General features: G+C 66.7%; 31 protein-coding genes. 18 read left to right on the top strand and 13 right to left on the bottom strand.

Annotated elements, in window-relative coordinates:
* Nucleotides 1-98: 98 nt before the first annotated feature.
* Entirely contained in the window at nucleotides 99-1,145 is a 1,047-nt protein-coding gene (locus EDF31_RS06260) for an alpha/beta hydrolase (RefSeq protein ID WP_131845528.1), read from the bottom strand.
* A 275-nt stretch (nucleotides 1,146-1,420) separates the two neighbouring features.
* Here EDF31_RS06260 and EDF31_RS06255 point away from each other — a divergent pair, with 275 nt between their 5' ends.
* Entirely contained in the window at nucleotides 1,421-2,431 is a 1,011-nt protein-coding gene (locus EDF31_RS06255; protein WP_131845527.1) for a carboxypeptidase-like regulatory domain-containing protein, read from the top strand.
* A gap of 255 nt (nucleotides 2,432-2,686) precedes the next feature.
* Here the strand turns inward: EDF31_RS06255 and EDF31_RS06250 are convergent, their stop codons facing one another.
* Nucleotides 2,687-3,400, bottom strand: coding sequence for a GAF and ANTAR domain-containing protein (locus EDF31_RS06250; RefSeq protein ID WP_131973727.1), 714 nt, complete (start codon nucleotides 3,398-3,400; stop codon nucleotides 2,687-2,689).
* 134 nt (nucleotides 3,401-3,534) lie between these two features.
* On the opposite strand from EDF31_RS06250, the gene EDF31_RS19890 reads away from it, so the two are divergent.
* The 8 genes from EDF31_RS19890 to EDF31_RS06215 all read left to right on the top strand — a co-directional run bounded on the left by EDF31_RS19890 (nucleotide 3,535) and on the right by EDF31_RS06215 (nucleotide 11,365).
* Nucleotides 3,535-3,705 (top strand): hypothetical protein, encoded by a 171-nt coding sequence (locus tag EDF31_RS19890; protein ID WP_165901340.1) that lies wholly within the window; start codon nucleotides 3,535-3,537, stop codon nucleotides 3,703-3,705.
* 307 nt (nucleotides 3,706-4,012) lie between these two features.
* Nucleotides 4,013-4,450, top strand: coding sequence for a hypothetical protein (locus tag EDF31_RS06245; RefSeq protein WP_131845525.1), 438 nt, complete (start codon nucleotides 4,013-4,015; stop codon nucleotides 4,448-4,450).
* Between the two features lie 57 nt (nucleotides 4,451-4,507).
* Nucleotides 4,508-5,413, top strand: coding sequence for a hypothetical protein (locus EDF31_RS06240; RefSeq protein ID WP_131845524.1), 906 nt, complete (start codon nucleotides 4,508-4,510; stop codon nucleotides 5,411-5,413).
* On the top strand, nucleotides 5,401-6,693 hold the full coding sequence (locus EDF31_RS06235; protein ID WP_111086723.1) for a hypothetical protein: 1,293 nt from the start codon (nucleotides 5,401-5,403) through the stop codon (nucleotides 6,691-6,693). The genes EDF31_RS06240 and EDF31_RS06235 overlap by 13 nt, the downstream gene beginning before the upstream one ends.
* On the top strand, nucleotides 6,690-7,352 hold the full coding sequence (locus EDF31_RS06230) for an ATP-binding cassette domain-containing protein (RefSeq protein WP_111086724.1): 663 nt from the start codon (nucleotides 6,690-6,692) through the stop codon (nucleotides 7,350-7,352). The genes EDF31_RS06235 and EDF31_RS06230 overlap by 4 nt, the downstream gene beginning before the upstream one ends.
* A gap of 228 nt (nucleotides 7,353-7,580) precedes the next feature.
* Nucleotides 7,581-9,386: a histidine-type phosphatase gene (locus EDF31_RS06225; RefSeq protein WP_111086725.1), complete on the top strand. Its 1,806-nt coding sequence runs from the start codon at nucleotides 7,581-7,583 to the stop codon at nucleotides 9,384-9,386.
* Nucleotides 9,387-9,483: 97 nt separating this feature from the next.
* Nucleotides 9,484-10,020: an AAA family ATPase gene (locus EDF31_RS06220; protein WP_111086739.1), complete on the top strand. Its 537-nt coding sequence runs from the start codon at nucleotides 9,484-9,486 to the stop codon at nucleotides 10,018-10,020.
* Between the two features lie 97 nt (nucleotides 10,021-10,117).
* Nucleotides 10,118-11,365 (top strand): MFS transporter, encoded by a 1,248-nt coding sequence (locus EDF31_RS06215; protein ID WP_131845523.1) that lies wholly within the window; start codon nucleotides 10,118-10,120, stop codon nucleotides 11,363-11,365.
* Between the two features lie 163 nt (nucleotides 11,366-11,528).
* On the opposite strand, the gene EDF31_RS06210 is transcribed toward EDF31_RS06215, so the two are convergent.
* Complete coding sequence (locus EDF31_RS06210) at nucleotides 11,529-11,726, bottom strand: hypothetical protein (protein ID WP_111086727.1); 198 nt, start codon at nucleotides 11,724-11,726, stop codon at nucleotides 11,529-11,531.
* A 123-nt stretch (nucleotides 11,727-11,849) separates the two neighbouring features.
* Nucleotides 11,850-12,443 carry a TetR family transcriptional regulator gene (locus tag EDF31_RS06205; RefSeq protein WP_111086728.1) on the bottom strand — a complete coding sequence of 198 codons (594 nt, stop codon included), beginning with the start codon at nucleotides 12,441-12,443 and terminating at the stop codon, nucleotides 11,850-11,852.
* A 50-nt stretch (nucleotides 12,444-12,493) separates the two neighbouring features.
* Here EDF31_RS06205 and EDF31_RS06200 point away from each other — a divergent pair, with 50 nt between their 5' ends.
* The 3 genes from EDF31_RS06200 (at nucleotide 12,494) to EDF31_RS20480 (ending at nucleotide 14,266) form a co-directional block, all read left to right on the top strand.
* Entirely contained in the window at nucleotides 12,494-13,237 is a 744-nt protein-coding gene (locus EDF31_RS06200) for a hypothetical protein (RefSeq protein WP_207896028.1), read from the top strand.
* Nucleotides 13,238-13,400: 163 nt separating this feature from the next.
* Entirely contained in the window at nucleotides 13,401-13,871 is a 471-nt protein-coding gene (locus EDF31_RS20485) for an alpha/beta fold hydrolase (protein ID WP_207896030.1), read from the top strand.
* Nucleotides 13,772-14,266 carry an alpha/beta fold hydrolase gene (locus tag EDF31_RS20480; protein WP_207896032.1) on the top strand — a complete coding sequence of 165 codons (495 nt, stop codon included), beginning with the start codon at nucleotides 13,772-13,774 and terminating at the stop codon, nucleotides 14,264-14,266. The genes EDF31_RS20485 and EDF31_RS20480 overlap by 100 nt, the downstream gene beginning before the upstream one ends.
* 328 nt (nucleotides 14,267-14,594) lie before the next feature.
* On the opposite strand, the gene EDF31_RS06185 is transcribed toward EDF31_RS20480, so the two are convergent.
* Entirely contained in the window at nucleotides 14,595-15,038 is a 444-nt protein-coding gene (locus EDF31_RS06185) for a hypothetical protein (protein WP_131845522.1), read from the bottom strand.
* 138 nt (nucleotides 15,039-15,176) lie between these two features.
* Between EDF31_RS06185 and EDF31_RS06180 the strand changes: the two genes are divergently transcribed.
* Nucleotides 15,177-15,431: a hypothetical protein gene (locus EDF31_RS06180; protein WP_131845521.1), complete on the top strand. Its 255-nt coding sequence runs from the start codon at nucleotides 15,177-15,179 to the stop codon at nucleotides 15,429-15,431.
* A gap of 30 nt (nucleotides 15,432-15,461) precedes the next feature.
* Here EDF31_RS06180 and EDF31_RS06175 read toward each other — a convergent pair whose 3' ends face one another.
* The 4 genes from EDF31_RS06175 to EDF31_RS06160 form a co-directional block, all read right to left on the bottom strand.
* Complete coding sequence (locus EDF31_RS06175) at nucleotides 15,462-16,361, bottom strand: hypothetical protein (RefSeq protein ID WP_131845520.1); 900 nt, start codon at nucleotides 16,359-16,361, stop codon at nucleotides 15,462-15,464.
* A 115-nt stretch (nucleotides 16,362-16,476) separates the two neighbouring features.
* Complete coding sequence (locus EDF31_RS06170) at nucleotides 16,477-16,818, bottom strand: winged helix-turn-helix domain-containing protein (RefSeq protein ID WP_131845519.1); 342 nt, start codon at nucleotides 16,816-16,818, stop codon at nucleotides 16,477-16,479.
* Between the two features lie 895 nt (nucleotides 16,819-17,713).
* Nucleotides 17,714-18,103, bottom strand: coding sequence for a helix-turn-helix domain-containing protein (locus EDF31_RS06165; RefSeq protein WP_131845518.1), 390 nt, complete (start codon nucleotides 18,101-18,103; stop codon nucleotides 17,714-17,716).
* Nucleotides 18,104-18,136: 33 nt separating this feature from the next.
* Entirely contained in the window at nucleotides 18,137-18,529 is a 393-nt protein-coding gene (locus tag EDF31_RS06160; protein WP_131845517.1) for a hypothetical protein, read from the bottom strand.
* A gap of 218 nt (nucleotides 18,530-18,747) precedes the next feature.
* Here EDF31_RS06160 and EDF31_RS19885 point away from each other — a divergent pair, with 218 nt between their 5' ends.
* A complete protein-coding gene (locus EDF31_RS19885; protein ID WP_159571989.1) occupies nucleotides 18,748-18,894 on the top strand; it encodes a hypothetical protein in 147 nt (48 codons plus the stop codon).
* Between the two features lie 802 nt (nucleotides 18,895-19,696).
* On the opposite strand, the gene EDF31_RS06155 is transcribed toward EDF31_RS19885, so the two are convergent.
* The 4 genes from EDF31_RS06155 to EDF31_RS06140 all read right to left on the bottom strand — a co-directional run bounded on the left by EDF31_RS06155 (nucleotide 19,697) and on the right by EDF31_RS06140 (nucleotide 22,768).
* Complete coding sequence (locus EDF31_RS06155) at nucleotides 19,697-19,888, bottom strand: hypothetical protein (RefSeq protein ID WP_131845516.1); 192 nt, start codon at nucleotides 19,886-19,888, stop codon at nucleotides 19,697-19,699.
* A 10-nt stretch (nucleotides 19,889-19,898) separates the two neighbouring features.
* Nucleotides 19,899-21,473 (bottom strand): RHS repeat-associated core domain-containing protein, encoded by a 1,575-nt coding sequence (locus tag EDF31_RS06150; RefSeq protein ID WP_279387360.1) that lies wholly within the window; start codon nucleotides 21,471-21,473, stop codon nucleotides 19,899-19,901.
* Between the two features lie 213 nt (nucleotides 21,474-21,686).
* On the bottom strand, nucleotides 21,687-22,166 hold the full coding sequence (locus EDF31_RS06145) for a hypothetical protein (protein WP_131845514.1): 480 nt from the start codon (nucleotides 22,164-22,166) through the stop codon (nucleotides 21,687-21,689).
* Between the two features lie 44 nt (nucleotides 22,167-22,210).
* The gene (locus EDF31_RS06140; RefSeq protein ID WP_131845513.1) at nucleotides 22,211-22,768 is read right to left on the bottom strand and encodes a hypothetical protein; all 558 of its coding nucleotides are present in this window, start codon (nucleotides 22,766-22,768) and stop codon (nucleotides 22,211-22,213) included.
* Nucleotides 22,769-22,920: 152 nt separating this feature from the next.
* Here EDF31_RS06140 and EDF31_RS06135 point away from each other — a divergent pair, with 152 nt between their 5' ends.
* The 4 genes from EDF31_RS06135 (at nucleotide 22,921) to EDF31_RS06120 (ending at nucleotide 25,826) form a co-directional block, all read left to right on the top strand.
* Entirely contained in the window at nucleotides 22,921-23,688 is a 768-nt protein-coding gene (locus tag EDF31_RS06135) for a DUF5677 domain-containing protein (protein WP_131845512.1), read from the top strand.
* Between the two features lie 71 nt (nucleotides 23,689-23,759).
* Nucleotides 23,760-24,086, top strand: a complete 327-nt coding sequence (locus EDF31_RS06130) for a hypothetical protein (protein ID WP_131845511.1) — start codon at nucleotides 23,760-23,762, stop codon at nucleotides 24,084-24,086.
* A gap of 86 nt (nucleotides 24,087-24,172) precedes the next feature.
* Nucleotides 24,173-25,093: a GNAT family N-acetyltransferase gene (locus tag EDF31_RS06125; RefSeq protein ID WP_131845510.1), complete on the top strand. Its 921-nt coding sequence runs from the start codon at nucleotides 24,173-24,175 to the stop codon at nucleotides 25,091-25,093.
* Nucleotides 25,094-25,238: 145 nt separating this feature from the next.
* Entirely contained in the window at nucleotides 25,239-25,826 is a 588-nt protein-coding gene (locus tag EDF31_RS06120) for a hypothetical protein (RefSeq protein WP_131845509.1), read from the top strand.
* Nucleotides 25,827-25,935: the final 109 nt, after the last annotated feature.

The following is a 25,935-nucleotide window of genomic DNA, read 5'->3' as shown; positions in this document are numbered from 1 at the left end:
AGACCCTCGACTACCGCAGCCCTGCAGAAGCATTCGAACAGCTACTCTCGGACCCGAAACAACCACCCGTTGCAACGACCCCTTGAAACCGCCGACGTCTACCGAGACACGCCGTCCAGAGATCCGTCCTGGCGCCCGGCTGCGCGTTCGATCGGCGAAGGATCGCCGAGCAGTCGTCGGGTCCAGTCCGCGAGGGCCGCGGTCGCGGTCCTCGAGATGGCGGCGTCGGGCACCATGCTCGTGAACCCGTGGAAGGCACCAGGCCAGACGTGGAGCTCCGCGTCGACCCCCGCTGCCCAGAGGCGGCTCGCGAAGGCGACGTCCTCGTCGCGGAAGACCTCAGCACTGCCGCAGTCGATGTAGGTGCGTGGCAGCGCCGACAGGTCTGCAGCACGAGCCGGAGCGGCGTACTCCGAGACGTCAGGGGTGGCGCGGCGTGGTCCGAGGTACGCGTCCCACGCGAAGCGGTTCATCTGGCGGTCGGCGACCCCGACGCCGTCGATCTGCCGGGTCGAGACGGTGTCGTCACGGTCGTCGAGCATGGGTGACACGAGGATCTGCGCCATCAGGTCGGGACCCTGCCGGTCACGGGCGAGCAGGGCCGTCCCCACGGCGAGTCCGCCGCCGGCGCTCTGCCCCGCGATGACGATCCGTGCCGGGTCGATGCCGAGCTCGTCGGCGTGCTCTGCGAGCCAGACGAGACCGGCGTAGCAGTCCTCCACCGGGTACGGATCGGGGTACTCGGGTGCGAGGCGGTAGTCGACGCTGACGAGGACCACGTCGTGGTCGAGCAGCCAGTCGTCGAACGAGTCGAGGTTCCCGAGGTGGTGACCGAACATCATGCCCCCGCCGTGGATCGAGTAGACGGCCGCGGTCACACCGGTCCCACCGGTCGCACCGGTGCGCTCGACGCGGTCGATGATCGCGAGGTCGACGGGATCGCCGTGGTACCCCGGAACCGTGACGTTCCGCCGCTGGTACCCGCGGGAACGCAGGCGCTCGTCGACCACGTCCTCGGGCACATCGAGCTGCCGCATGCGGGGCAACATCTCAGCGGTGAGGGTGAACGGACCGCGGGCCTCGAGCGCCGCCAGGAAGGTCGCGAGTTCGGGGTCGAACGGAGGACGGATGATGGTATCGGACACGGGCACACTCCTTCGATGAAGAAGTGACGACTCCCGTGAGACGCGTGTGCGGTCCCGTCTGCCGGAGCAGCGCGGGATTTTTTCCCTCTGCCGACGACAGTAGTGCACGCGACGCTCCGGAGCGCGCACCGCACTGTGCAAGAAGCCGCGGAAACGAGGTACTGAACGCCGACGTTCCTGGTGCGCAACCGGGACGCCGTCCTTCCCCACCACCCCCACGACGCGTACAGTCCCCCGCAAGGTACGACTGGTGGGCGGGGAACGCGATGCGACTGATGACGGGAACGACACTGGTCGTGGCGCTTGCCGCAGCAGCGATGGTCGGCCTGGCGCCGCCAGCGGCCGCGGCCGGGTCGGGGACGATCGCTGTGCAGCTCGCGACGCCGGACGGCACCCCGATCAGGTTGGCGGACGTCGAAATCGCTGCGATCGGCATCGACGCCGTCGTCGGGACCGCCACCACCGATGCCGACGGCACCGCGACGTTCACCGGCATCCCCGCCCCGGACACCGTGACGGTCACCACACGGCAACTCCCGCCGCGCGGAACGCAGACCTACGCCCCCGGACTCCGCTCGGCCATCGTGGTCCGCGGCGGCACGACGGTCGCGGTCACCGTGCCGCTCGTGATCGGCGCCACCGTGGAGGGCGGGGTGGTCGGCCCCTCGGGTCCCGCTGCTGGACGCTTGATGTACGCCTGGAACGAGGACACCTCGCAGGTGTTCCGAACGACCTCGGACAGCGCGGGCCAGTACCGGTTCGTCGGGTTGAGCACCGGGAAGTACCGCATCGAGGCGTACGCCAGCGGCACGGCGTCGCCCGCCGTCTGGAAGACCCGGGTCTACCAGCAGCGCGGGACCCTCCCGGCGTCGCAGGTGACGTTGTCGCAGCACTACGCGCACAGCGACTACGACCTGGTCGTCTACGCCGACACGGCGTCCCGCACCCCGTCGCCGCTGCTCAGTGGCGCGCGCGTCACGGTGACGAACGCGACGACCGGTGCGTCGTTCTCGACCCGGTTCTCGACGCTGCTCGACAGCGAGCAGACGGCGCAGTTCCAGATCCCCTCCGGGCAGTACGTGGTCGAGCTCCGGACAGTGGCGACGACGACCGCGACGCCGGCGCGTGTGCTGTGGCTCGGACGCCCCGGCGGCGTGTACCGGTACGTGACCGACCGGGCGCAGGCCGTCCCGGTGCGGGTCGTGTTCGGCGGATTCAACGGCTGGGGTGGGGCGGTGCCGGAGACGTCCGTGGCCGTGGCCGCTTCGACCGCAGCAACGTCGTGATCCACAGGACGGCGCTCCGGGTGACCGAAGCGGAAACGAGCGGAAGCGGCGACGCCGGGCGCGTGGCTGAGTCTGGCTGAGCGGCGCATCGCGCCAGCGGGGCGACGGCCGTGACGGGACGTGGGCCCCACCCGCCGGTACCAGCGCACCGCGCCAGCGGGGCGACGGCCGTGACGGGAGGGACGGTGTCAGCTGGCATCGGGCCTCCTGTCCGTCTGGAACACGTACCGGCGCAGCGTTGCGAGGGGGCGGGGACTAGCCGAGGGTGGTCCGTCCGGCGAGGACGGCGAGGGCGACCTCGGCGAGCGGGAGCTGGTTCCGCCGCGCGTGGTCGCGCAGCAGGGAGAACGCGGTCGCGGTGTCCACCCCGTTCCGGTTCGCGATCCACCCCTTCGCCTGCTCGATGACGGTACGGCTGTCGAGTGCTGCTTGCAGTTGCCCCTGCGTCGTCACCGCGTCGTCGATGGTGCGCTGCTGCATGAGCGAGACCGCTGCGATGTCGGCCAGTGCCCGCGCAGCGATGAGGTCGTCCTCGTCGAACGCGCCGGCGGACTCGCCGAACAGGTTGAGCGATCCGATGACGGTGGTCCGGAGCCGCAGCGGGATCGAGTGGACGGCTGTGTACCCGGCGTCAGCCGCGGCCCGGCAGAAGTGCGGCCATCGCGGCTCGGCCACTCGGACGTCGGGGATCGAGACCACGCTCCCCGTCCGCGCTGCCTCGAGACAGGGCCCGTCGCCGACTTCGAGCTGCAGGAGCTCGAGCAGTCCGCTGTGGTGCCCCACCGAGGCGGTGATCTGCAACCGGTGATCCGAGCCGAACAGCATCAGCCCGGCAGCGTGGACGTCGAACAACGCCGCCGACTCGTCCACCAGGTGCTGCAGGCGCCCGGTGAGGTCCTCTGAGCTGGTGGCGCTGCCGACCAGCGCGATGATCGTCTGCAACAGTCGTCGTTCGCGGTCGGCGCCCACGGGGTCACTCCAGATGCTGTGATCAGAAGTGGCCGGTCGTGCCCTGCTCCAGCAGTCGAAGACCGCGTGCCGCCACACTACGGCCCGGGGATGCGAACACGCCTGGCGCAACGGTGACTCCCCGCCGCGACTCTGTGTCAGATCGTGCCGGCGTCGAGGACGAATCGGCACCGGACGTCGCTCCTGAGATCCGGGAACGCTGCCACAGCATCCAGCAACTCGACCACCCCGCGGTCGGCCAGCTCGAGCTGCAGGTCGAGTCGTTCCGCGTCGCAGGGGAAGAGGACAAGAGCCTCGTCACCTAGCGAGCCACGCCAGGATCATCGACGCACGTGGCCCTGCAACAGCTGCGCGCGGCAACCGGAGCGTGAGTCCGGCCACCTCGACGACGTGCTCCAAGTGGAGGTGGAAGTAGAGGTCAACCCATCGACGGACGGGAGGCCCGGCGCGAGCTGGCACCGGGCCTCCCGTCCGACCGTGGTCGCGCTGCAGATCCCCGACCGCGTATCCGGGGCTCGGTCACGACCGAACACGTTGCTCGACAAAGCGTTCCACCTCTGACATGTTAACCACTGACCGGTTGGACTTCACCGTTCATGGAGGGAGCAGTCAATGAGCAAGATCGGTCAGCAGGCTCGTCGAGTTGCTGCAGGCTTCGCCGCAGTAGTTGTCGGTGGGACGGTGTTCCTCGGCGCGATCCCTGCGCATGCGCAGGGTGAGGGAGAGGGGGTCGTCGGCGGGTGGTCCGAGAGCGCCGGGACCATCGATGGTGCAGAAACCGGGATGTCGGTGTTCGCGGTGAACCACCGTGGTGCAGCGGAGCGGAAGACGATCAACGGGACGACGCACAAGCGCTCGCACGGTTGGACGACCTGGGCAGGCGTGCAGCACTACACCCGTGCGCGGCTCGAGCACGGCAGCCGCATCATCGCGGACTCCGGCCGGAAGTGGGGCAAGTCCGTCACCGAAGCAGTGACCGTGTGGAAGCCGTTCCGGCCGAACCAGCCGGGCAGCGGTGTCGGCACCGCGAAGACCTACTACGGCAAGTGACACATCGCAGCGGGTGCGAGCCGACAGCTCTCACCCGCTGCGGCGTGAGGAGACGACGTGACGAAGCGACAGCTCACGGTGACAGCTGGCCTGGTCTTGGTGGCCATGCTCCTGACCGTGCTGATCGGAGTGTTCGACGCTCGTCGACGTGTCGTCGCCGTGGAAGGCAACGACCTCCGCGCTGGCCAGAGCGCGTGGGTGACCGCGACGCTCGACGAACTCCGGCGTGCCAGGAGCGCGTTCGAACCGGGAACGAAGGTGTTCGTGGACCTCGAGGAGAAGGTCCGCGCCATTGCGGTCCTGTCGGGACGGTGGGTGGATGTTCCGCTGCATGACGGGCACTCATTGTCGGGGCGTCCCGGCGAAGCTCTCGTCGGCGCTGACGTCGCCGTCCGCGGTGACGACCTCGCTGTCGGTGGCACGACGTACACCGTGGTGGGACGCCTTGGCGTGCGGGCGGACAGTCTGCTGTCCGGTGATGTGGTCCTCGCCGATCCGTCGCAGTTCTCGGGGTCACCACAGCGGCTGCTCCTGGACGGCCCGAACAGTGTCCGCCACTACAACGCACAGTTCCCTGGCCGAAGCGTCGAGATCATCGACGACGGCACGAACCGCAGGACGAACGTCGACGCCGTGTCGCCGGTCCTGGTCGCGCTCAGCGCGCTCGTCGTCGTGCTCATCGCCGTGGTCGCAGGTCTGCAGGCTGGACGATGGGAACTCCGCACCGCCGCCGTCCGCTTCACCACCGGGTTCCGACCGCTGAACACCCTTCGCAGCGCTGCCGCCAGAGTCGCTGTGATCGGCACCGCCGCCTGTACGACCGCTCTCGCGGGCGCGGCGGTCGTCAGGCAGACCATCACCCTCGACCTCGACGTCACCACCGCCGTCATCGCGGTCGGAAGCGTCGTGTTTGCCGTGTCCGTCGCTTCGTTCTGGCAGGGAAGCCGTCGATGGAACTGCTGAACGACCTCCGGTCCAACTGGCCGATCATCGTCGCCAAGATCGTCCTGCTCGTGCTGCTCGCACTCTGCTGGTACAACGTGGCGTCGTTCACCCAGTCCGCATCGCAGGCCGTGGCCCAGGGACTGTCCGCTGATGCCGACGTCGACCTCTACACGGTGGTCGACGATCTCGACCCGGACGCTTTCGAAGCGATCCGGCAAGACCAGCACGCGCTCGACGAAGTCGCCTCGTTCGTCGACCGCATCGACGACGAGCCCGGATTCGACCTCATCTCCTCGTACGACCAACCCGTTACCGTGCAGGACTTCCGCGGCGACGACCGCTTCGACGTCGGTTACGGCACCGAGTACACACTCAACGGGAAGTACCAGGACGAATCGGGGCGAAGTGTTCAGGACATCAAGTCAATCCAACTCAACGAGACCGCGTACGAGTTCGCGGGGCTCTCCGTGCAGGACGGCGAGCCGATCGAGTGGGATGCCGTCGACTGGGGGTCCGGCCAGATGCCGGTGCTCCTGGGCGCTGAGTACCGCGGCGTGTACGAGCTCGGACAGCGACTCACCGGCTCGGTCATCCTGCAGGAGCAGGAGCTTGAGGTCGTCGGTTTCCTCGAACCGAACAGTGCGATGTACTTCCGCGGTGATGCCAACCACTACCTCGACGACACCGCCATCGTGCCCTACCCGCCGACACTCGCCGGACTCGACCGAGTAGCACTCGACCGGCTGGATCCCGAGCTGTTCGGACGCCTGGTGTTCCAGGTACTCAACGCCGACCTCGCCGTCGATCGCAGCCTCGATTTCGGTGGCGTCGTCGCGCGACTCGACGCGATCGGAGACGACACCGGTTTCCGGTCGTACAGGTTGCTCGGAGTACCGACCTACCTCGTGCAGCTCTCCCTCGTCCGCCAGCTCATCCAGGACAACCTGGTGCTCGTCACCGCGCTGCTCGTCTCGCTCACCGCGGGAGTGGGCATCATCACGGCGTTCCTCAACCGGCTCCTGCATCACCGTCGAGCGCCAGTCGCGCGGGTGCACCATCTCCTCGGCAAGAGTCCGGACCGCACGAACCGACTGTTCCGCGCGAGCCGCCTCACGGAGTTCACCGCCGCGATCGGGCTGTTCCTCGCGACGAGCGCGGTGCTCCCCAACGACAGTGCGCTGGCTCGATTCGGCGCGGGTGCCGCCCTGCTCCTCTGGTGCGTGGTGGACGGCGCATTCAGCCGACGAGCCGTCCGCATCGAACTGACCACCCGACATCGAAGAGGTACCCCACGATGATCACGCTGCGCGACGTCTCGAAGACGATCACCGAGCCTGACGGATCGACCAGAACGCTGTTCGACCGACTGAACTTCGCCCTTCGCGAGGACGATCGCTCAGTCGCGATCACTGGGCGGAGCGGATCCGGCAAGAGCACGCTGCTCCGGATCCTCGCCGGTCTCGACACCGACTTCACGGGGACCTACGAGCACGACGGGCGCGTGCTCGAGCGCACCGCACGCAGGATGGCGGAACACCGGCTCCGACACATCGGCATCGTCACACAGGACCACAGCCTGCTCGGCGACCGCAGTGTGCTCGACAACGTCCGACTCGGAGCCCCTGCTCGTGCTGACTCGGCAGACCGAGCGCGTGACGCCCTCGAGGCAGTCGGCATCAGTCACCTCGCTGGCAAGCGCCCACGGCGGCTTTCGGGAGGAGAAGCGCAGCGCGTCGCGATCGCTCGAGCCATCGCGAAGCGCCCCGCCGTCGTCCTCGCCGATGAGCCCACCGGCGCACTGGACGAGACGACCGAAGACGACGTGCTCGCCCTCTTCGATCAGCTGCAGCAAGCCGGCACCAAGTTCGTGATCGTCACCCACAGTGCGCGCGTTGCGCAGCGATGCGGACGGCAACTCCACCTGCAACACGAACAGCTCATCGAGTGCGGTGTCTGATCGAAGCAGGAGCCAACCATCACGGGCGCAGTCATCACGAGGGGCAGCATTGTGTTCGTTCGATCGGGGCCGCTTCCGAGTCCCCACGCAGCGAGCGCAGACCGTCAACGAGCTCTTCCGGATACGCCTGAGCACCGTCCGGTCACCCCCGGGTCAATCGCTGTTCACCCGCTGCCGCTAACTCTGTTTGTCGGACCGCCGCCCGAGGGTCCCGATACCGGAGAGCCCATGAACACCCGCACTGCACTGTCCTGCGTCGCCGTCGCTACCCTCGCCTCGCTGATGCTCGCGGAACCGGCGCACGCCGCCGACGACGCCGCCAGCTTCTACAGCAGCAAGCAGCCCTACATCGCCCCCAGCCAGTCGGACATCGACGCCTATTCGCCGGCACCGACGGGCTACGCACCCGTCGCTACGGAGTCGGTCTCCCGGCACGGATCTCGGGGGCTCTCCGCGTACAAGTACGACGCGCTGCTACACCGTCTCGCCGCGACCGCGCAGGCCGAGAACGGGTTCCTGACTCCTGAGATCGGGAGGGAGTTCTCCGCGAACCTCGACGCCATCACCGCGGCGAACGTCGCGAATGGCTACGGCATGCTCACCGGTCAGGGCGCCGCTCAGCACCAGGGCATCGGAGCGCGAGCCGCACAGCGCAACAAGCAGCTGTTCGCAGCTGCGGCCAAGACGGGCGGGCGCGTCGTCGCCGAGACCTCGGGTGAGTCTCGCGCCACGGAGTCGGGCGAGAACTTCTTGCGGGGCTTCGGGGCCGCGGGCGTCAAGCTCGAACCGCGCCCCGACCTGCTCTACTTCCACGAGGTCGAGAACCCGGACGGCACCGACAAGGCCGAGGGGTCACCCGAGCGCAAGCGCGCACAGGCGTACGAGGACTACATCGCCCAACAGACCGGTGACGGCGGCACGATCGCGGCGGCCTTGCAGTACATCGAGGCGAAGCCGCGATCGGTCGAGGCGGCGAAGGACCTGCTCTCCGGCATCTTCACGCCCGAGTTCATCTCCGCGATCGGCACGGACAAGGCACACATCTGGTACAACACCGCCGACGGCTCGAAGGGCGGCGCGGTGGCGTGCGCGCCCGGCGCCGACACGAAGGCCGATCCCGATGCCTGCGGCGATCCGAAGAAGTCGATCAAGAGCACCGTCGATGCGGCGATGGCGCTGTACAACCTGTACATCATCGCTGCCGACATGCACGAGGAGAACGTCGCTCCGCACGAGTTCGACTTCGCGCAGTACTTCGCTGGCCGACCGGCGGATGCCGAGTGGTTCGCGTACTTGCTCGACGCCGAGGACTTCTACGAGAAGGGCCCGAGCCTCACCGGTCACGACGAGACCTACTCGATCGCCAAGCCCCTGCTCGACGACTTCTTCGCCACGATCGACGCCCGCGTCGCCGGCGGCGACGTGGTCGGGACCTTCCGCTTCGCACACGCCGAGACGATCATCCCGTTCGCTGCGCTGTTGCGTCTGCCAGGATTGACCGTTGCTGCGCCCGACAACGCCGCTCCGGCATCGGACGCGGACATCTACGACTACGCCACCAACCCGTGGCGAGGTTCTGCGGTGACGCCGATGGCTGCGAACGTGCAGTGGGACGTCGTGTCGCGAGCGGGCATCGACCCCGCTACCGGAGCGGCCTACACGCCGCTCGTGCGCATGCTCTACAACGAGCGGGAGATCGCGTTCGCCTCCGGGTGCCGTGCAGTCGCCGCAGGGTCGAACTGGGTCAAGGAGACCGAGCTCAAGCACTGCCTCACCGGCACGGCGATGACCGAGAGCCCGCTGATCGCCGCAGCCACGCCGGGACCGACCGCGACACCCACTGCGGAGTCCACGCAGACCCCGACCGTGACACCAGCGACGCAGGGCACCGGCACGCCGACGGCCCGGGCGACGGGCACGCTGGCCGCGACCGGAGCGCAGTCGCCCGTTGGACCGGCGTTGCTCGCGACGCTGCTCCTCCTGGCCGGTGCCGGGACGCTGGCACTGCGTCGCCGGCGTCGTCAGACCGAGTGACACCGATGCGGAGTGGCGGCTTCCCTCGGTGACCGAGCCACTACCGGTCACCGTGGACGAGGGGTGGTCATCGGGGTGCCCCTGCGAGACTCGCCAGATGGACCTCGACGACCTCGGCCAGCGGATCTGCATCCTGGGGCCATCGAACAGCGGCAAGTCAACCCTCGCGGCAGCCATCGGCCGAGCCCGCTCGCTCCCTGTGATCCACCTCGACCAGTACCGCCACCTGCCCGGAACACAGTGGGTCGAGCGCCCGGACACCGATTTTGAGCGCATGCACAACGAGGCGATGAACAGCGATCAGTGGGTCATCGACGGCAACTACTCGCGCTGGCTCCCCGGCCGGTTACGGCGAGCGACTGGTCTGGTGCTCCTGGACGCCTCGACGGCAGCAAGCATCGTCCGTTACTTCCGTCGCAGTCTCTTCGAGCCCGACCGTGCTGGGAGCTTGGGCGGTACTCGCGACCGTGTCCGCATCGAGATGGTCCGGTTCTTGCTCGGACCCGCCAGGAAGCACCGTCCCCGGTATCGGCATGTCTTCGACGAGTTCGATCGGCCGAAAGTGTCCCTGCCGAACCGTGCGGCCTTGGAGGAGTACTACCGCCGGAACAACCTGGCTCGGCGAAGTCCATGACCACTGACCCCTCCGATAGACGATCGGGTACCGAGACAGAAACGGGTGGTGTGCGAACTGTCTTGCTCGCAGCGTTGCGCTCTGCCAGCGTTGGCGCATGGGCGACGACGTGACCACGCTGCGTCGAGTGCCCGGGTTCCGCGCGTACTGGTCTGCCGCGACCGTCTCGTCGTTCGGATCGGCAGTGAGCGCGGTCGCCGTACCGGTTCTCGTGGTGACGGTTCTGCACGCCAGCCCCCTCGAGGTGGGGCTGGTGAACGCTGCCCAGTTCCTGCCGTACGCGTTGTTCGGTCTGATCATCGGCGCGTACGTCGATCGGTTCCGGCGCAAGCCACTTCTGATCTGGGCGAGCGTCGGTCGTGGCGTGTGCCTGGGCGCGATCCCGGTGCTCTGGTCGACCGGGCTCTTGAACCTCTGGGTGACCGCGGCGGCCTTGTTCGTGTTCGGCATCTTGTCCGTTGTGGGATTCGCCGCGACGCAGTCCCTCCTCCCCCGGATCGTGCCTCGCTCTCTCCTCCTGGCGGCGAATGCACGGGTGGATCAGAGTGACGCGGCAGCGCAGACGGCGGGTCCGGCTCTCGGAGGTGTCCTGGTCAGCATCGCGACCGCGCCGTTCGCGATCGCTCTCGACGCGGTCAGCTACTTCGTCGATGCCGTCCTCATCGCGCGAGTCCGCGTCATCGAGCAGCAGCCAGCGCGTCCCGCGGGTACGAGGTTGCGGAGGGACATCGCTGAAGGCCTGCGGTGGACGTACGGCCATCCGATGCTCGCACCGCTGGCGCTGTCGACACATCTCTGGTTCCTGGCCAACGCCGCCGGGTTGACGGTGTTCGCGACACTCGCGCTCCGCACCCTCGCGCTCCCAGCGGCCGTGTACGGGGGCATCCTCGCCCTCAGCGGCGTCGCGATGCTCCTCGGCGCCACTGCGGCGCCGCGCCTCGGCATCCGCTTCGGTGCCGGCCGGACGATCATCGCCGCTCGAGCCGCGTACCCGATCGCGTGGGCGGCCATCGCGCTCGCGACCGTTGGCATCGCCGTCGCAGCACCGCCGGCGACCGTCGTGGTCTTGTTCGCCGCCTTCGCCGTCCACGGCCTCGCGGCGGGGTGCGAGAACGCGAACGAGATGAGCCTCCGGCAGACCGTCACACCCGATGCGCTCCTCGGTCGGGTGAACGGCACGATGCGCAGCGCGAACAGAACCCTTGCGGCTGCGGGAGCAGTGAGCGGCGGCGCTCTGATGACCGTCGCTGGGGATGGCGTCGCGCTGTTCGCGGTGGCCATCGTGTTCGCTGGCGCCGTCGTCGTGGCGATGTCCTCACCGCTCAGGACGAACGCCGGTCGATAGAGAATCGACTATCGAACGGCAGGCACTCGACTGTCCTTTTTTCGTGCGCCGGTACCGGCGCACCGCGCCAGCGGGGCGACCGCCGTGCCGGGAGGGACGGTGCCAGCTGGCACCGGGCCTCCCGTCCGCAGTTTCAGCCTTCAGACCCCGCGACCGGTGGCGATCACCGGTCACCTTCTGATCGCTCCATCGCGCGGCGTTCACGACTGAAGAACTCGGCGAACATCTCCCGTTTCGCCGCGTGCGAATCGGGCTCGAGTTCGAGTCCCTCCATGTTGAGGCCGGTCCCGAAGAGTCGCAGGATTCCCGGACCATTCCGACCCGTGGTCTCGAGGGACACCGAGAACAGCGTCGGCGACATCGCCGGTACCCTCTCGCAATGGCTGGTCGCCACCAGGGACAGCGTCGTCGAGTGGGCATTGGTCTGTCTCGCTGCGACCCGCCGCGGTGATGTCCTCGCCCTCCTGCGACCCGTCGAGCAGGCTCACGGCTCGTCTGGAGACGCGGGCACCGTCGTCCTGTCCGCCCTTCGTGGGAGACCTGCAATGTAGGCGGTCAGGACGGCGACTGGGTCGAGCGGTGCAACCGCGGCCGTGCGGTACAGCAACATCGCGTCGATGAGGCCGACGAGATCGACCGCCGCGCGGTCAGGGTCAGCCACTCGGAGCGCGTCGAGGAGCGATCGAGCTGCTTCGTTCAGCCGGGCGCGCACCGGGTCGGCCCCGGTGAGCGGCGTGCGGAGTTCCTCGTCCTCTCGGAGATCGAGCAGGAGTGCGAGGCGAGCCGCCTGCGCTTCTGCTCGTGCTGCGAGTTGTTCGAGGAACGCGGCCGCGATGTGCACGACAGCAGCGTCGTCGAGGTCGTCGGGGATCTGCAGTGCGCCGAGCTCGGCGGAGAGTTGCGCTGTGACGCGGGCGACCACGAGGGCTGTCAGCTCACGGCGCGTGCGGGCGTAGTACGACGTCGACCCCGCGGCAAGCCCGGCCTCGGCGTCGACTGCGCGATGTGTGAGCGCGCGGACACCTCCGCGCGCTGTGAGCCTGATTCCCGCATCTGCGAGCAGTTCCCGCCGATCCATACCTGTCCCTTCGGCCTCTACTATCGTAGTGTTCTCTACGGACGTAGAGGATGGGTGGGCTCATGCGAGTAGTAGTTGTCGGCGGCGGGATCTCCGGTGCCGCGATCAGCCGGGCGGTGGAAGCACGAGGATGTTCGGTCACGCAGCTGTCCCGGTCGACGGGTTTCGACGTGTTGCGCGACGACGCAACCACTGCGCTTGCCGGTGCGGACGTGATCATCGAGACGACTGGACAGTTCACGACGAGCAGGAGAGCGGCCACGCAGTTCTTCACTGGGTCGACCCGCGCGATCGGCAGGGCAGCCGGTGCGATCGGGGCGCACCACGTGCTGCTCTCCATCGTCAACTGCATGCGTCCCGAGGTGCAGGGGTACGGCTACTTCGCCGGCAAGACCGCGCAGGAAGCAGTCGGGCGTTCCGTGAGCCCGCACCTCACGATCGTGCGCTCCACGCAGTGGTTCGAGTTCGCCCGGCAGAACCTCGAGCGGATGCGCGTCGGACCCATCGCCCTGGTCCCGAGCATGATGATCGCTCCGGTTGCACTCGATGCCGTGGCAGCGGTGGTCGCCGACGTCGTGGTCGGCGAACGCTCCGCGCGAGAGGTCGAGGTCGCTGGTCCCGACACCACGACGCTGTGGACGATGACGAAGGCGCTGCCCGACCCCGGGGTGATCCCGGTGCCCCTGCCGATCCCGGGCCGGATGGGGCGAGCGTTCCGCGGTGGCGTCCTCCTGCCGGCTCGCGAAATCGAGATCGTCGGCCCGGGCTTCCGCGACTGGATCACCGAGACGTGAATCTCGACGACGGAGCGGCCGGTTCGGCATTGACCACCGGACCGCTGACCATCTCGCTGCGCATTCGGGAACAGCGGATCAGAACGGTCGCTCCTCAGACCGGGTCGGCCTGCCGCGGGAAAGCGCTCCGAGGTGGGATTCCAGTGTGTGAAACGATCGACGGGTGGAAGATCGGCAGCTGACCCAGGAACTTGCTTGGCGTGGAAGAACTGTCCGATGGGACCGCATCGGGTCAGGGCCGGCGCTGGTGTTCCTGCACGGGACGCCGTGGTCATCCTGGCTCTGGCGTCCGATCGCGCTCGCGATGGCCGGGCGGTTCACGGTCTACCTCTGGGACATGCCGGGGTACGGCGCGTCGTCCAAGGATCCGTCGCATGCTGTCGACCTCGGGACGCAAGGCGAACTGTTCGCAGCGCTCCTCGAACACTGGGGACTCGATCGGCCGCACGTCGTCGCGCATGACTTCGGCGGCGCCGTCGCGCTCCGAGCGCGTCTCCTCCACGGAGCTACGCCTCGCTGTGCCTCGTCGACGTGGTGGCGCTCGCTCCCTGGGGATCGCCCTTCTTCAAGCTCGTCCAAGAGCACGCTCGGGTCTTCGAACAACTTCCTTCAGCGGTGCACCGAGGTGCCGTAGAGGCCTACATCAGCGGCGCCAGTCACAAGGGCCTCCGTGTCGACGAGCTGCGGATGCTCGTCGATCCCTGGTCGGACGAGGAAGGTCAGCCGGCGTTCTACCGTCAGATAGCGCAAGCGGACGAGCGCTTCACGACCGAGATCGAAACGGAGTTGGGCAGGCTCACCGAGCCCGTGCACATCGTCTGGGGGACGGAGGACACCTGGATACCCGCGGACCGAGCTCGTCGACTCAACGACGCCATCCCGCACGCCTCGGTCACGCTCATCCCGGAAGCAGGACACCTCATCCAGCTCGATGCGCCAGCAGCGCTGTCCGCCGAGCTCACCAACTGGATGGCCACCACCGACGCTCGCACCGCGATGCGCGAAGCTGCCGTTCCCATCGCGGAGTAGCGACGAAGAGGTGTCCCGGCGCGCCATCATCACACGGACGGAGTCCGTGCTCGGCTCAGATCGGCGTGACCTCGTGAGCGCGGAAGAAGTAGCCGTCCTGCCCCGGTGGGTACGGCTCGACGTCGAACCGAACGCGATCCCCGGGCTGGAGCGTGTGATTCCCGCCCGTGCTCAGGTTCGCGAAGTGCACGAACACCTCAGACGCGACATCGTCCGAACGGAGCGCACCCCACCCGTTCTCATCACTCCACCAGACACACTCGCCCCCGACGTTCCGCATGAGCAGACGCTATCGCTCGGTGCGATCCGGTGAACGATCGGTCAGCGATCAGAACTGTCGTACGGTCCGCACGACGTTGGGCAACGTGATCGGATCGAGCACCCCGTGGTGGACTGCCCACACCACCCACAGCATCTGGGCGGGCAGGGCGACGACGACCAACACCGTCATCGCGGCCATCACTCTGACGGTCCACCGCACAAGAGCTTGCGGGCCGAACCGTGCGGACGGATCGAGCCGCTCGGAAAGCTGCCACCCGATCACCGCGGCCGCGCCGGTGATCGCGACCAGCCACCACGTCGGATGCGACTGGAAGTCGAACTCGCGGTCTGCCACACCGGGCTGTGTCGCCGAGACCTGCCATGCCGATGCGACGGCTTGCACGACCACGAACATCACGGCCCATCCGGCCAGGCGAGGCCCGTCGATCAACACCGGACCGAGTCGGCGCTTGCCGCCGTGCCGCGCATCGGTCGTCGGCGTCGTGGACATGAGATGAGCATGGCAGAACAACCACCCGTTGCAACGACCCATTCGAGCCGAAGAGTCGGCGTCAGATGGGTCGGTGCTGACCTGCTCCGCGGGTTAGCATCGCCCTGGGGCGGATGGTCTGCCACCAAGGGGGACACAGTGTCGGACATCATCGCGGTCGGGGAACACAAGAAACGGGTGCAGTTCAAGCTCCGCATCCAGATGGTCGCGTTCATCGCAGCGGTCGTCGGCGGAGCAGCGTTCGCCATCAACGGCGCCGCTCACCTGAACAGTGCCGCGCTCGGGGCCATCGGCCTCGTGGGACTGGGCGTGGCGATCATCGCGTACGTGTGGTCACGCATCTACGGGCTCGTCATCATCGCGAAGCACCAGGGACCGCCGAACCTGCGCTGACCGCGGTCCGGGTGCCGCACTGCAACACGCTCAGTGACAGGCCGTGTCAAGGGCAACGATCCGGCTGGTCGAGCCGATACCGTCCCCCCACGTGAAGATTCCGTGCAAGTCCGGAGACCCGGACACGTCGTCCGTGAACTCCAGCCGGCCCGAGCTGGCATCGCCCTTCTGCTGCTGCAGATCAGCACCCGGCACGGTCGCCTCGACCGCTGCCCGGACCGCCGCGGCGGCGCGGACCGGGTCGACGGAATCATCGAGGAACAGGTCCCACCGGTAGAACACGCCCGCCTTCGGACCGTATCCCGCATCGCAGTGCCCCGTGGACGGGGTGACGCGGACAGACCGCGCCGCAGCCGAACCCGTCGGCAATGGCCGCCCGGCGGGCACGATGTCGTCCGGTGTGATCGCCAGCGCATCCAGTACGGCTTGGCTCACCGCGTCGAGTCGCTGCTTCGTCGCGGCCCGGCGTGCGGGAGCGTTGCGTTCCGCAGCCCGACCCGCCGGCGAGGCCGCGGTCTCCGATGCTCGGGCCTCGGCTCTCGCCGTCGCCAGCACCTCTGACCGCGGGTTCTCCCGCTCGTACGCCGCCTGCAGCCGCACCGAGGTCCGGATGATCGTCACCGACCCGGGGACGATCGTGCAGAGAGCGATACCCAGCGCCACAGCTCCGACCAGGAGCGCTGCACCCGGTGTCCCACGAGTGCGCCGGACGTCGACGATGCCCCAAACGAGCGCCCACCCGGGGATCCCGACACCGAGCACGATCGCGACGATTCCGTAGCCAGCGAACCCACCGGGACCGCCGCCGTCACCACCGTCGCCGCCGTCCTGCCCGTAGCCGGCCAGGAGACCGCCGAGGAAGTACGGCACGAACGCCACCAACAAGGCCACCAGCGCCGCGATCGCGAGACCAACGGACACCCCGCTCACCCGTCGTCTTCCTCCCGGCCCACCACCCGACACTTCGGTCACACCACTCCCAACGCCCGGGTGTCGTTTGAGAGCACGCTCTCCCGAACGACAGGGGCAGGCTACCGCCAGATGATTACCTGGCCCCGCACGAACAGTCACCCACGCACCCGACGAAGAAGTCTCGGTACCGGACGGGTCCGCCGATGAAGTACCCGCGGCCGGGAACGGAGCGCAGAAGGTCGTCGCGGATGAGCGCCCGGTAGGCGTTCAGGATCGTGTTGATGCTCAGCCCGGAGGTTGCTGCCGCAACCCGGTACGGCGGCAACTGATCCCCGATCCGAAGCGTGCCGTCGGCGATCGCGTCGCGGACGAGCTGCTCGACCCGATGCTGCAGAAGCCCGCTCGACCGGTGCCGCGATGGCAACACGACGCGGAACGCACCCGGCAGTGCCGACGTCTCGTCCTCGTCCCTCATACGCCGGCGCCCCTCGTTCGGTTGTGGCGCGGGGCGGGACACCGGATCAGTAGCAGCCCACCCCGCTAACAGCGGGTACCACCCAACTGCTGCCCACAGTCTGCCCCAACCAGCCCCTCGTACCGAGCAGTCGATGACGAAGCCCGCACCGCGACGCCGGAAGCCCGCCCCAGTTCGCCGGACCCCCGGGAGCCTGCGTATGCGTTGGTGCCAGTGGCGCTCATCGGTGCCCTCACTGTCGGCACGATCTCGCTCGTCGTCGCCGCACTGCTGAAGTGACCCCGCTCAGCGCGGTCCGCGGGACGGTGTTGGTTCCCGGGGGCGACGGAACGTTCGGTTCATCCCGCCACCCCGGGATAGCGCACTCCCCCACCAGCCTCAATGCAGGAACGGCAAGTCTCTCGAACGGGAAACGAGTGTCACGCAGCATCACCGCCGCGGAGCGCTCCAGTCAGGATAGAACCGACTGTTCACCGGTGGAACCCTCTATCCGGTTCCCCGGAACGAGGTTCGGGATGTCGGCCACGCACCACACGCCACCGACATCCCGCACGCGCCACATCCTGACCCGAACAGGGGGCGCACCCCCAAGCGTGCGCGCACACGTATGTGCTGACAAGTCGGCACTACAGAGGACTGAGCATCGATGACGGGCCGGACGGGGCATGTCTGGCTGCCACCCGAAGACAGCCAGACTTCCCCCTGCGCGACGATGTCGCGGTGTCGGATCCGGCCGCGGTTTCCCTGTCCGCGACCGTGAGACCGACTCAAACACGTACGGGGTCGACCGGTGAGCCCCACAATGGGGGGAAACGCTCGGCTTCCCAGTGTTGGCGGGGTTTCACGGCCGCCGGGATATCCGCCAGACGCAGCTACCGAGCAGTCGCCGGAGCCGTCAGGCTGGCAACCGAGCACGTGCAGCGTGGGCGGTGTCGGACGGTGTCTCCCCGTACTGGGCCCGGTAGTAGCCGGAGAACCGGCCGAAGTGCGGGATCCCACTCGCCGCTGCTGCCGTTCCGACCGGCTGGTAGGGGTTCGCGAGGATCATCGTTCGTGCCCGGTGCAACCGCAGCAGCCGGACCACGGCCGATGGCGCTATGCCCAGGTCCCGCTGGAACGCTTCCTGCAAGCCACGCTTGCTGTACCCGCTCGCCGCCGCGATCTCCGGCTCCGTCAACCGGCCCCGATACCGCGCTTCGATACAGACCAGCGCTCGAGCCACCGCGGGTTTCTGCGCGCCAACATCAATCCCCACCGCTGCGAGCTCGCCCGTCGACGCCGACATGGGTTGACCGTAGACCCAACCTCCGAACCACGGTCACGAATTGAGGAGGCCACCCCCGAGGACGGCTGCCGCCGCCGGCACGGTCTGCTCGAGACGGTAGAACGCGCCGACCTCGGCGGCACCGTCGACGTCGGTGAGAAAAAACGCTCCGCTCTCGAGCATCACCCGGCCAACGAGCCGGTCCGTCTGACCCTCGATGATGTCCCACTCGGTCTCCGACCGACTCCGTAACCGCAACGCGTTCACACCAACACCCCATCCCTGCCCGGCCGCGCGCTCGGGAACCGGAACAGCATGATGCTCACACACCGTCAGCGCCCACCCCGCAGGCCCCACCGCATGCGGACGGAACGACACCGCCACCACCCCCGGCAACCGGCACTCATACCGGGCGCACTGCACCTCCCACGCGACCGCCGTCAACATCTCCCACTCCCCCACCGACCAACACCGGGAACCTCCCAGTCGCAACGGGAACGTAGCCCGCAACCAGACCCACAGACGAACCGGGCATCGCCCGAGCGGGCTAACCGGATACGCGACGCCGCCCTCACCCACCAGCCGCCGGCATGGCCCGGTAGCCGATCGGCCTCCGGCACACCTACCAGTGGCAAGCTGACTTGAACTGCTTGGAGGCTTACGTCGTGAACTCAATCCTGCTTCTGCTCGCCGGCCCTGCCGGCGGCGCTGGTTCTCAGCACGGCATGTCCGTGCCGGTATGGCTCATCGTTGCGGCCGTTGTTGTCATCATCATCGTCGGAACGGTTGGCATCCTCCGGCGTCGTCGCTGACGTGTCCGATAGCCGATCCCTCGCCGCACGGTCCTCAGATGCTGCTCGGTCCCGTTGCCTACGGACTTTGCTTCGAACGCCGCGCGTAGGGCCGATTTAGGGTGGCCCGTCGACGGCCACCACCAGCACTCCGGACCAGAACAGGGGAACCGTGCCGATGACGCTCACGCAGCAGAGACGCCTAGCTGTGCCGATCACCTCGGCGGCGACCAGCTGCGTCCGAACGCCCTCATCAGCACAACACCCCAATCAGCATCCGTTATCGTGCCCGTCGACGTCTCCGTGCTGAACTCGCCACACTCGTAGAGCAGGGGCGCTTGACCCACCAGGTGTGCGCCGAGCTGCTCAGTGACGCGCCACTCCTTCCGCGCCGTCTGCGACGGCACCAGCTCGAGCTGCAACCAATGGCCGTGCACCGACACCGTGGACGGGAGCTGCGGGATACGAGGCGGCATGCGCACAGTCCACGCCTCCCCCTGCTAGATCCCCGCAAACACACTGACGTACCCGAACAACGAACCGTCCGCTGCGCCGTCGTCGACCATGTGGGGCGATGGGGTCAGTGCCGATAATGACGCTTCTCAGACCATTTTGACGTGGGTGGAAGCGTCAAACGGCGCAAAACCCGATTCACTCCGAACACAGAGAGTCCGCCCTGGCTGGCCAGGACGGACTTAGTGTCTTTACGCTGGACACGTCCGGCGGCCACCCTAATCAGTTCACGTTTTTCATCGAACTTATTGCCGTACTTCAACCAACGACCGTCTTTAACGGGGCGCACCCGAGTGCACCCCGTTGATCATCATTCTTTTTGGCGACCTTTAATCCCCAGCGCTTTCATGCCATCGCTCGTTGCCAAGTAGCCACACGCAATGCCTAAGAAAATTCCAAATATCGAGAAGACACCGATTAGGATGAGGTTTTGCCCTGTTGCAAGCAATACAATTTCAAGAAATACCCACAGCGCTACCGCCGCAGCTAGGAAGATTCGCATTGTGGTCCAATCAAGCGTAGTTGGTCAGCTGCAGCAAAGAGTTTGCGATAAACCCGGTCACGACTCCTCCAATCAGCCCAGCCACGCCCGCAGCAGCACAACCTGCGGCAGATGTCACGCCCGTGGGAATTACCGCGCCGGCCACCGCACCGCCGATACAACCACCGATTCCACCGGCGACGCCAGTGACAGCCGACACGACGAGAGCTTGTCCCAGGTCGTATTGACCAGTCGGGTCTGACCCGTTAATGGGATCCCCGCCGACGAAGGCATACCTATTGGCGTTCCCGGGGCTCAGCGGCAGGTCTAGCGTGTCTCGCTCAATCCACTGGCCGGTCGTCGCGGACTGCCACCGGTACCCGAACTTCGTCAGTCCCGCGTCGCTGTTGCTCGAGCGGAGGCCGGTCTTAAACCCGTAGGGGTTCTGCTGCCATTGGGTGCTGGTCTTGCCCGCGGTGACCCTCTCGGCGCCGTAGGCGTCGTAGGAGACCTGGTAGGCGATCTTGCCGGTGTCGGCGATCGACGTGGTCGGGTTCCCGATGCCGTCGAGGACATAGAGGCTGGTGACGCCGTCGCTGGTACGGAGACCCAGTGGCTGCCCGGTGACCGGGTCGGTCGACACTGATGCGGTGCCGGTGCCGATCTGCTCGCGGGTGGCAATCACGGGGACGCCGTTGGAGTCGCTGGTGCCATACGTGTAACCGTATTCCGCTCCCCCGTCGGTGGACTGCCAGAGCAGCTTGTTCATGTCCGCGCCGGCGTACTCGTAGCTGGTCGTCACCCCGTCCTTCGTCGACGAGGTCAACTGCTGCGCTCCGTTGTACGTGTAGGTCTCCCCCGGCGCCTTGGTGAGGTTCCCGGTCCCGTCGTACGTGTACCCGTCCGTGGTGATCTGCGAGACAGCGTTGTACGTCAGCTTCTGGTCACTGATCACGGCGCTGGTGGTCGCGTTGGTGGCCTTGGCTTCGGTGCGGTTGCCTGCGTCGTCGTAGGTGAACGCCCAGTTCGTCGGGTTCGTGCCGCCGGACTGCGTGATCCCGGTGAGGTGCTTGGTCGGGGTCTTCCCGTCCGTATCCGTGTACCCGTACGTGGTGGCCTGCTTGCTGATGTTGTCGTACGACCACTGCAGCTTCGTGCGGTCGTTCGCCTCCGTGGCGGTGCAGGTCGGGGCGGTGGTGGTGGCCACGTAGCAGTAGTCGGTGTCGACGACGAGCTGCGGATCCTCGTTCGCAGCCCACGCCTGCACCTTGGTGACCTTGCCGGACTTGTCGTAGCTCAGCTTCTGGTGCGCGCTCCACGTGGACGGAGTGACACCGGGCGTTGCCGATGCGTTGGCGCCGAGCCACGTGTCGGTGCGGCGGCCCTGCTTGTCGGTGAGGTAGATCTGCTTCGCCGTGCCCGATGCAGTCGGGTACGTCGTCGCGGTGAGCACCTCCGACGCGTCGTACGTGTGGGTGACGGTGCCGGTGGAGTCGGTGACCTGCGTCGTGTTCCCGGCGAGGTCGTATCCGTAGGACACGGTCCCACCGCCGGCGGTGTTCACCGTGGAGATCAGCCGGTTGCGCTGGTCGTAGCTGTTGGTGATGGTGCCGGCTGCGGAGGCCTGGCTGGTCTGGTTCCCGTTGCCGTCGTAGACGTTGGTGACCGTTGCCGTGCCATCACTGAACGCGGTGGTGGTGTTCCGGTCGTCGTTGTCGTACCCGTACGTGGTGGTGTTCCCACGCCCGTCGGTTTCGGTCTTGACCCGGCCGAAGTCGTCGTTGGCCTGCGCAGCGCAGCGCAGACAGGGCGCCAGGTTTCAGCTTGCGTTCGTGCACACAGGCACGTCCCCATCGGTCTCAAGTCCTGTGTACGGCCGGTAATGAGCGTCGGCACTTCCGGATTCGCGTGTGTCCTCTATCTTCCAGAACTCGGGGTATTTCTGACCCTCGACGTCAAGTTCGATGAAACGTGGGGTGCCGTAAGACTCAACCGTGCCGGATAGGTGAAGGTTCTCGTCTTGAAAGTGCACCACGAGGGTGTCCTTCAGGCCAAAACGCTCGACCTGGGCGTTCCAGTGTTCTTCTGAAGGTTGGACCCAGTCACCCACGTCGTACTGACGGACACGCAAAGCCTCGGTGGCTTCGGCGAGAGGATCGGTGTCCCGATCCTCTGTCGGGAGTGACACGACATCGACCACGGCGCCGGTCTCAGAGATCAGGTCGAGGCGCCACACACCCCTACTGCCGCCTGCGGGGACGTCTCGAATAATCCGAACGTGAGATGCTGTTTCAGTCATGAGTCGAGGGTATTCGCCCCATACGTCGACGCCACAGGTCAGGTTCACCGTTTGAATCGGCGACGATCACGCACGAGCCCCGCGTTCACCGCATCTGCTACGCCCTCCCGCGCGGCTACCTCGAGATCTCGAAGAGGCGGAGCCTCTCCGACGTTCACGTTGGGGGGCCCCTCCTCCTCGGCGACGAAACTGAACTCATCGAGCTTCTGCTCGAAATTCTCGAGGGCAACCTGCCAGCGCCCGTATGCCTCGGAGACTGGCTTAGATCCGTACGCGCTGACTATTGCTCGGGCTCGTACTCGCAACGTGCGCTCCGGGCGCTGAGTGCGCCGGTGGGGCATCATCGTTGTGAAGTCGTCATGGGAGGTCTCAACCAGGTCGTACGTTCGGTCCACAACCCAGAGGCCGTGCCGTTCATTCAGCTGTATGAGTTCCAGGTACATCTCGCTACGCTTTGCTCGATCGTCTCGAAGTCGCTGCTGTCTTCCCGTTGCGGCCGGGATGATCGCGGCGAGGAGAGACACGACCACGGCTGCGACCGCTACACCGGATGTGAGGAACGCATCGGATGGACCCGCCGAGACGGCCTCAGTAGTAAACATGCAGGAATAGTACGAGACCAGCTCTGAAGCCTCTCCTACGCACAACGCCCCCGGCGTGACTCGTAGATGCCAGTGCGTGCTCGTGCGCTGGGAAGATCATTCGAAGACCTCCGGAAGAGACACGCTTTCTCCGGTTAAGAAGGAGTAGACACATGCCTTCATCAGCGGGGCCAACGGATCACCGCGCGGTCATCCGCCGGCTCATCGCAATCTGGGACGCCGAAGCTGATCGCAAGACCGTCGCCGTGCGTACTGATATAGACCTCCAAGTGACAGTGCTGGTTCGAGGGCTCACCGCCCATGCTGTCGAATGCGCCCAAGGCGTCCTCGCTTTGTACGCAGCGAGCCACCCAGTCGCCGCCGTGCCGATCATCCGCTCACTCATGGAGGACTCAGTCACAGCGGGATGGGTTTTGGTGGTCCCCAATGGGTGGAAAGACCTACTCAGCAACGGGAGCAAAGCGCGCGCTCAAGCACTTCGGGGGGCAATGGAAGCCAAAGCCAGCGGGGCCGACGACGACTGGGAAGTGCGGCGCAAGGAGTACGAGGATCAGGTGAAGGATCTCGGACCGGCATCACCGTCGTTCACGATATTCGAACAGCGACTCAACGCTATCGAAGGCACTCAAGGCATGTACTTGGTCTATCGATACCTCAGCGGCCTAACCCACGCGGGTGCCGAGACCGTAGACCTTTACACAGCTGGGAACCCAAATGCGGGCCTCCCTGTGTCCTACCGGCGGCACGCCGCACACGGTATGGCTGCTCTGCTCCTTGCGCACACTTCGATGTCCCTACTCCAGTCCCTCATTGCATGGGACACAACTCAGGTCGGCCGGCCGCATCAGGCTGAGCTCGACAGCATCGCCGACCAACTCAGAGTCGGCAACGAATGGCGGTTAAGGACCACCGACAGGTAGTCAGGGGGCCGGTGGCGCCGTGTCGCCAGCCGATCCCCTTGCAAGTCAGTCCCTGACCTTGAAATCGACTGATGGCACTCGCAGAGGAGACGGCCCGGTACCACGACGCTCGCGCCGGGCTGGCCCGCGAGATTCGCACGCAGTACATGCTCGACCTCGCGCAGCGTCTGCCGAGCGGGCAACGCTGGCCGCACGAGAGGATTGGCCTCGTGATCGGCGTCACCAAGCAGCGCGTGCAACAGATTCTCCGGCGCGGCCTCCCCCGGCCGGCAGACGCCCCGACGTCCGTTATCCCAGCAGCCAGCGTCGAGGGGATCGCGGCAGCTCGCGACGAGCGCCGACGGCGGCTCGGCCGGCTCTTCGGCGGTCACCCCACGAACCCACGGTCGACCCGGTAGCTGGCGGGAAGCCCCACCCGCTCCTGTCGCGTCAGGGGGAACCATTACGGTGCGGACAGAAGTCCATACCGGAGGGGACCCCACCTATGAACATCCACGTACGAGAAGCTGCGCTCGTCGACGTCGCCGAGATCGATCGGCAAACACGTCAGATAGCCGGCACCATCTTCGACTGGCCGGCGGCCATCGCGAGTGATGACCCCCGCGTCATCACGCGTGTCGCTACCGTCGGGGATGAGGTCGTCGGACACATAGCGACCGGCCTTTCCTATGGTCGGACCGTGATCGGTGACGAGCACCCCGAGGATCTTGGCTGGTTGAAGATCCACACGCTCGCCGTTCTGCCGACCCACCGGGACCACGGCATCGCCAGCCAGCTGCTCCAAGCAACGATCGCCGCGCTCCCCCGCGAAGTTGTCGGTGTCTACGGCTCAGTCATCCTCTCGAACACGCCGACCGCAGTCGATTGGTACCGGGCCAGGGGGTTCCTGGTCTCCACCGTCGCAGAACTCTGGAACCCACGTCTGGGTAAGGGAGCACGGCTGCTCACTGAACCCGACCAGGCCTACTTCTCCAGCGACGTTCACACGCTCCGCTACTGGTCCGGCAAGCACGCCACCGAGCAGTCCGAAATTGCCCGCGTCCAAAAGGGTCTGGACCAGGAGATGAAGCTCCGCGCGAAGGCCGGCCGTGTCTCCGGCTCGATCGGCTATCGCGCCTTCGCCGACCACGCGATCGCCACCAGCAGCGGCAGCTGCGTTCACCTGCAGCTAGCCCCGATGCGATCCCACCTCCTCGGCTGGGACCCCGAACGACGCATCGTCTGCGAAAGCTGCTACTTCGGTCATCTCGAGGCGATTAGGCAGTACGACGCCGACAACCGCTGCGACGGATGCGGCCTCTTCACCACAGGTGTCCACGTTGCAACAGTTCCGCGCGAACTGACTCTCGTCACATCAGGGCTTTGCCAACGGTGTGCCGTGCAGACAGAGTTCAACGCCGTTTGAAACGAGCGGAGGAGGTCTCGATAGCCGATCGGCTACCGCACGGTTTGTACGAGTCCTCTGGGCCGTGGGGCGGCCCGGAGGAGCTTCGTCTCGACTCCGGTCCGCACAGGAGCTGGTGAGACGGCGCCGTCACGAAGAGAGAAGAATGACGCATATGGATGCGGGACTGTGGGGCCAGGTTGTCATCGCCGGCGTTGCCGTGATCGGGTCGATCCTCGGGTACATGCTCTCGGGGCTCAACGATGCGCGGCGCGATCGTCGCACGACGCTCCGAGAGCGCGCAGCACGTCATGACGAACGGGACGCGGAAGACCGACGAGAACGGCACGAGTTCCAGCGTGCAACGCTGCTCGAGCTACAAGACGCCATCCAGCTCATGGCAAGACTCACTGGCCGCACGATGCACTTCGATCATATGCAAGCTCGAGACAACAAGTACACACAGCTCCCCCATCAGTACAGCGAGGAGATGCATGCGAATGGAGTCGATGTCATCCGCCTCCGGAACCGGCTCCTTGACGAGGATCTCCGTCGATCGATCGCGTTGTTCGAATCGCAGTGCGACTTTGTGTCGACACTTCCGCCGCGCACCCAGACCGGACGCCCGGAGGAAGCGGATGCTGTTGCTTTCGAGCAGATGCGCACTTTCGGAGAGCAGGTCTCCGTCGTGATGGACGCCGTCGGAGAAGCGCTGCGGGCCAACCTCGGTGCCTCACCTGCTGCTGCGACTTGACATCGCGTCGTACACGCCATCGAAACTGGCATTTCGCACGTCGCCTGAAGCAGGGAGATAGCTTAATCTGGCACGCCGAGGCCGTCCAGTAGCCGATCAGCTATCTGAA

Source organism: Curtobacterium sp. PhB142, assembly GCF_004341255.1.
GTDB lineage: Bacteria > Actinomycetota > Actinomycetes > Actinomycetales > Microbacteriaceae > Curtobacterium.
The sequence above is the reverse complement of the archived record's forward strand: the minus strand, read 5'-3'. Positions and strand labels throughout refer to the sequence as shown.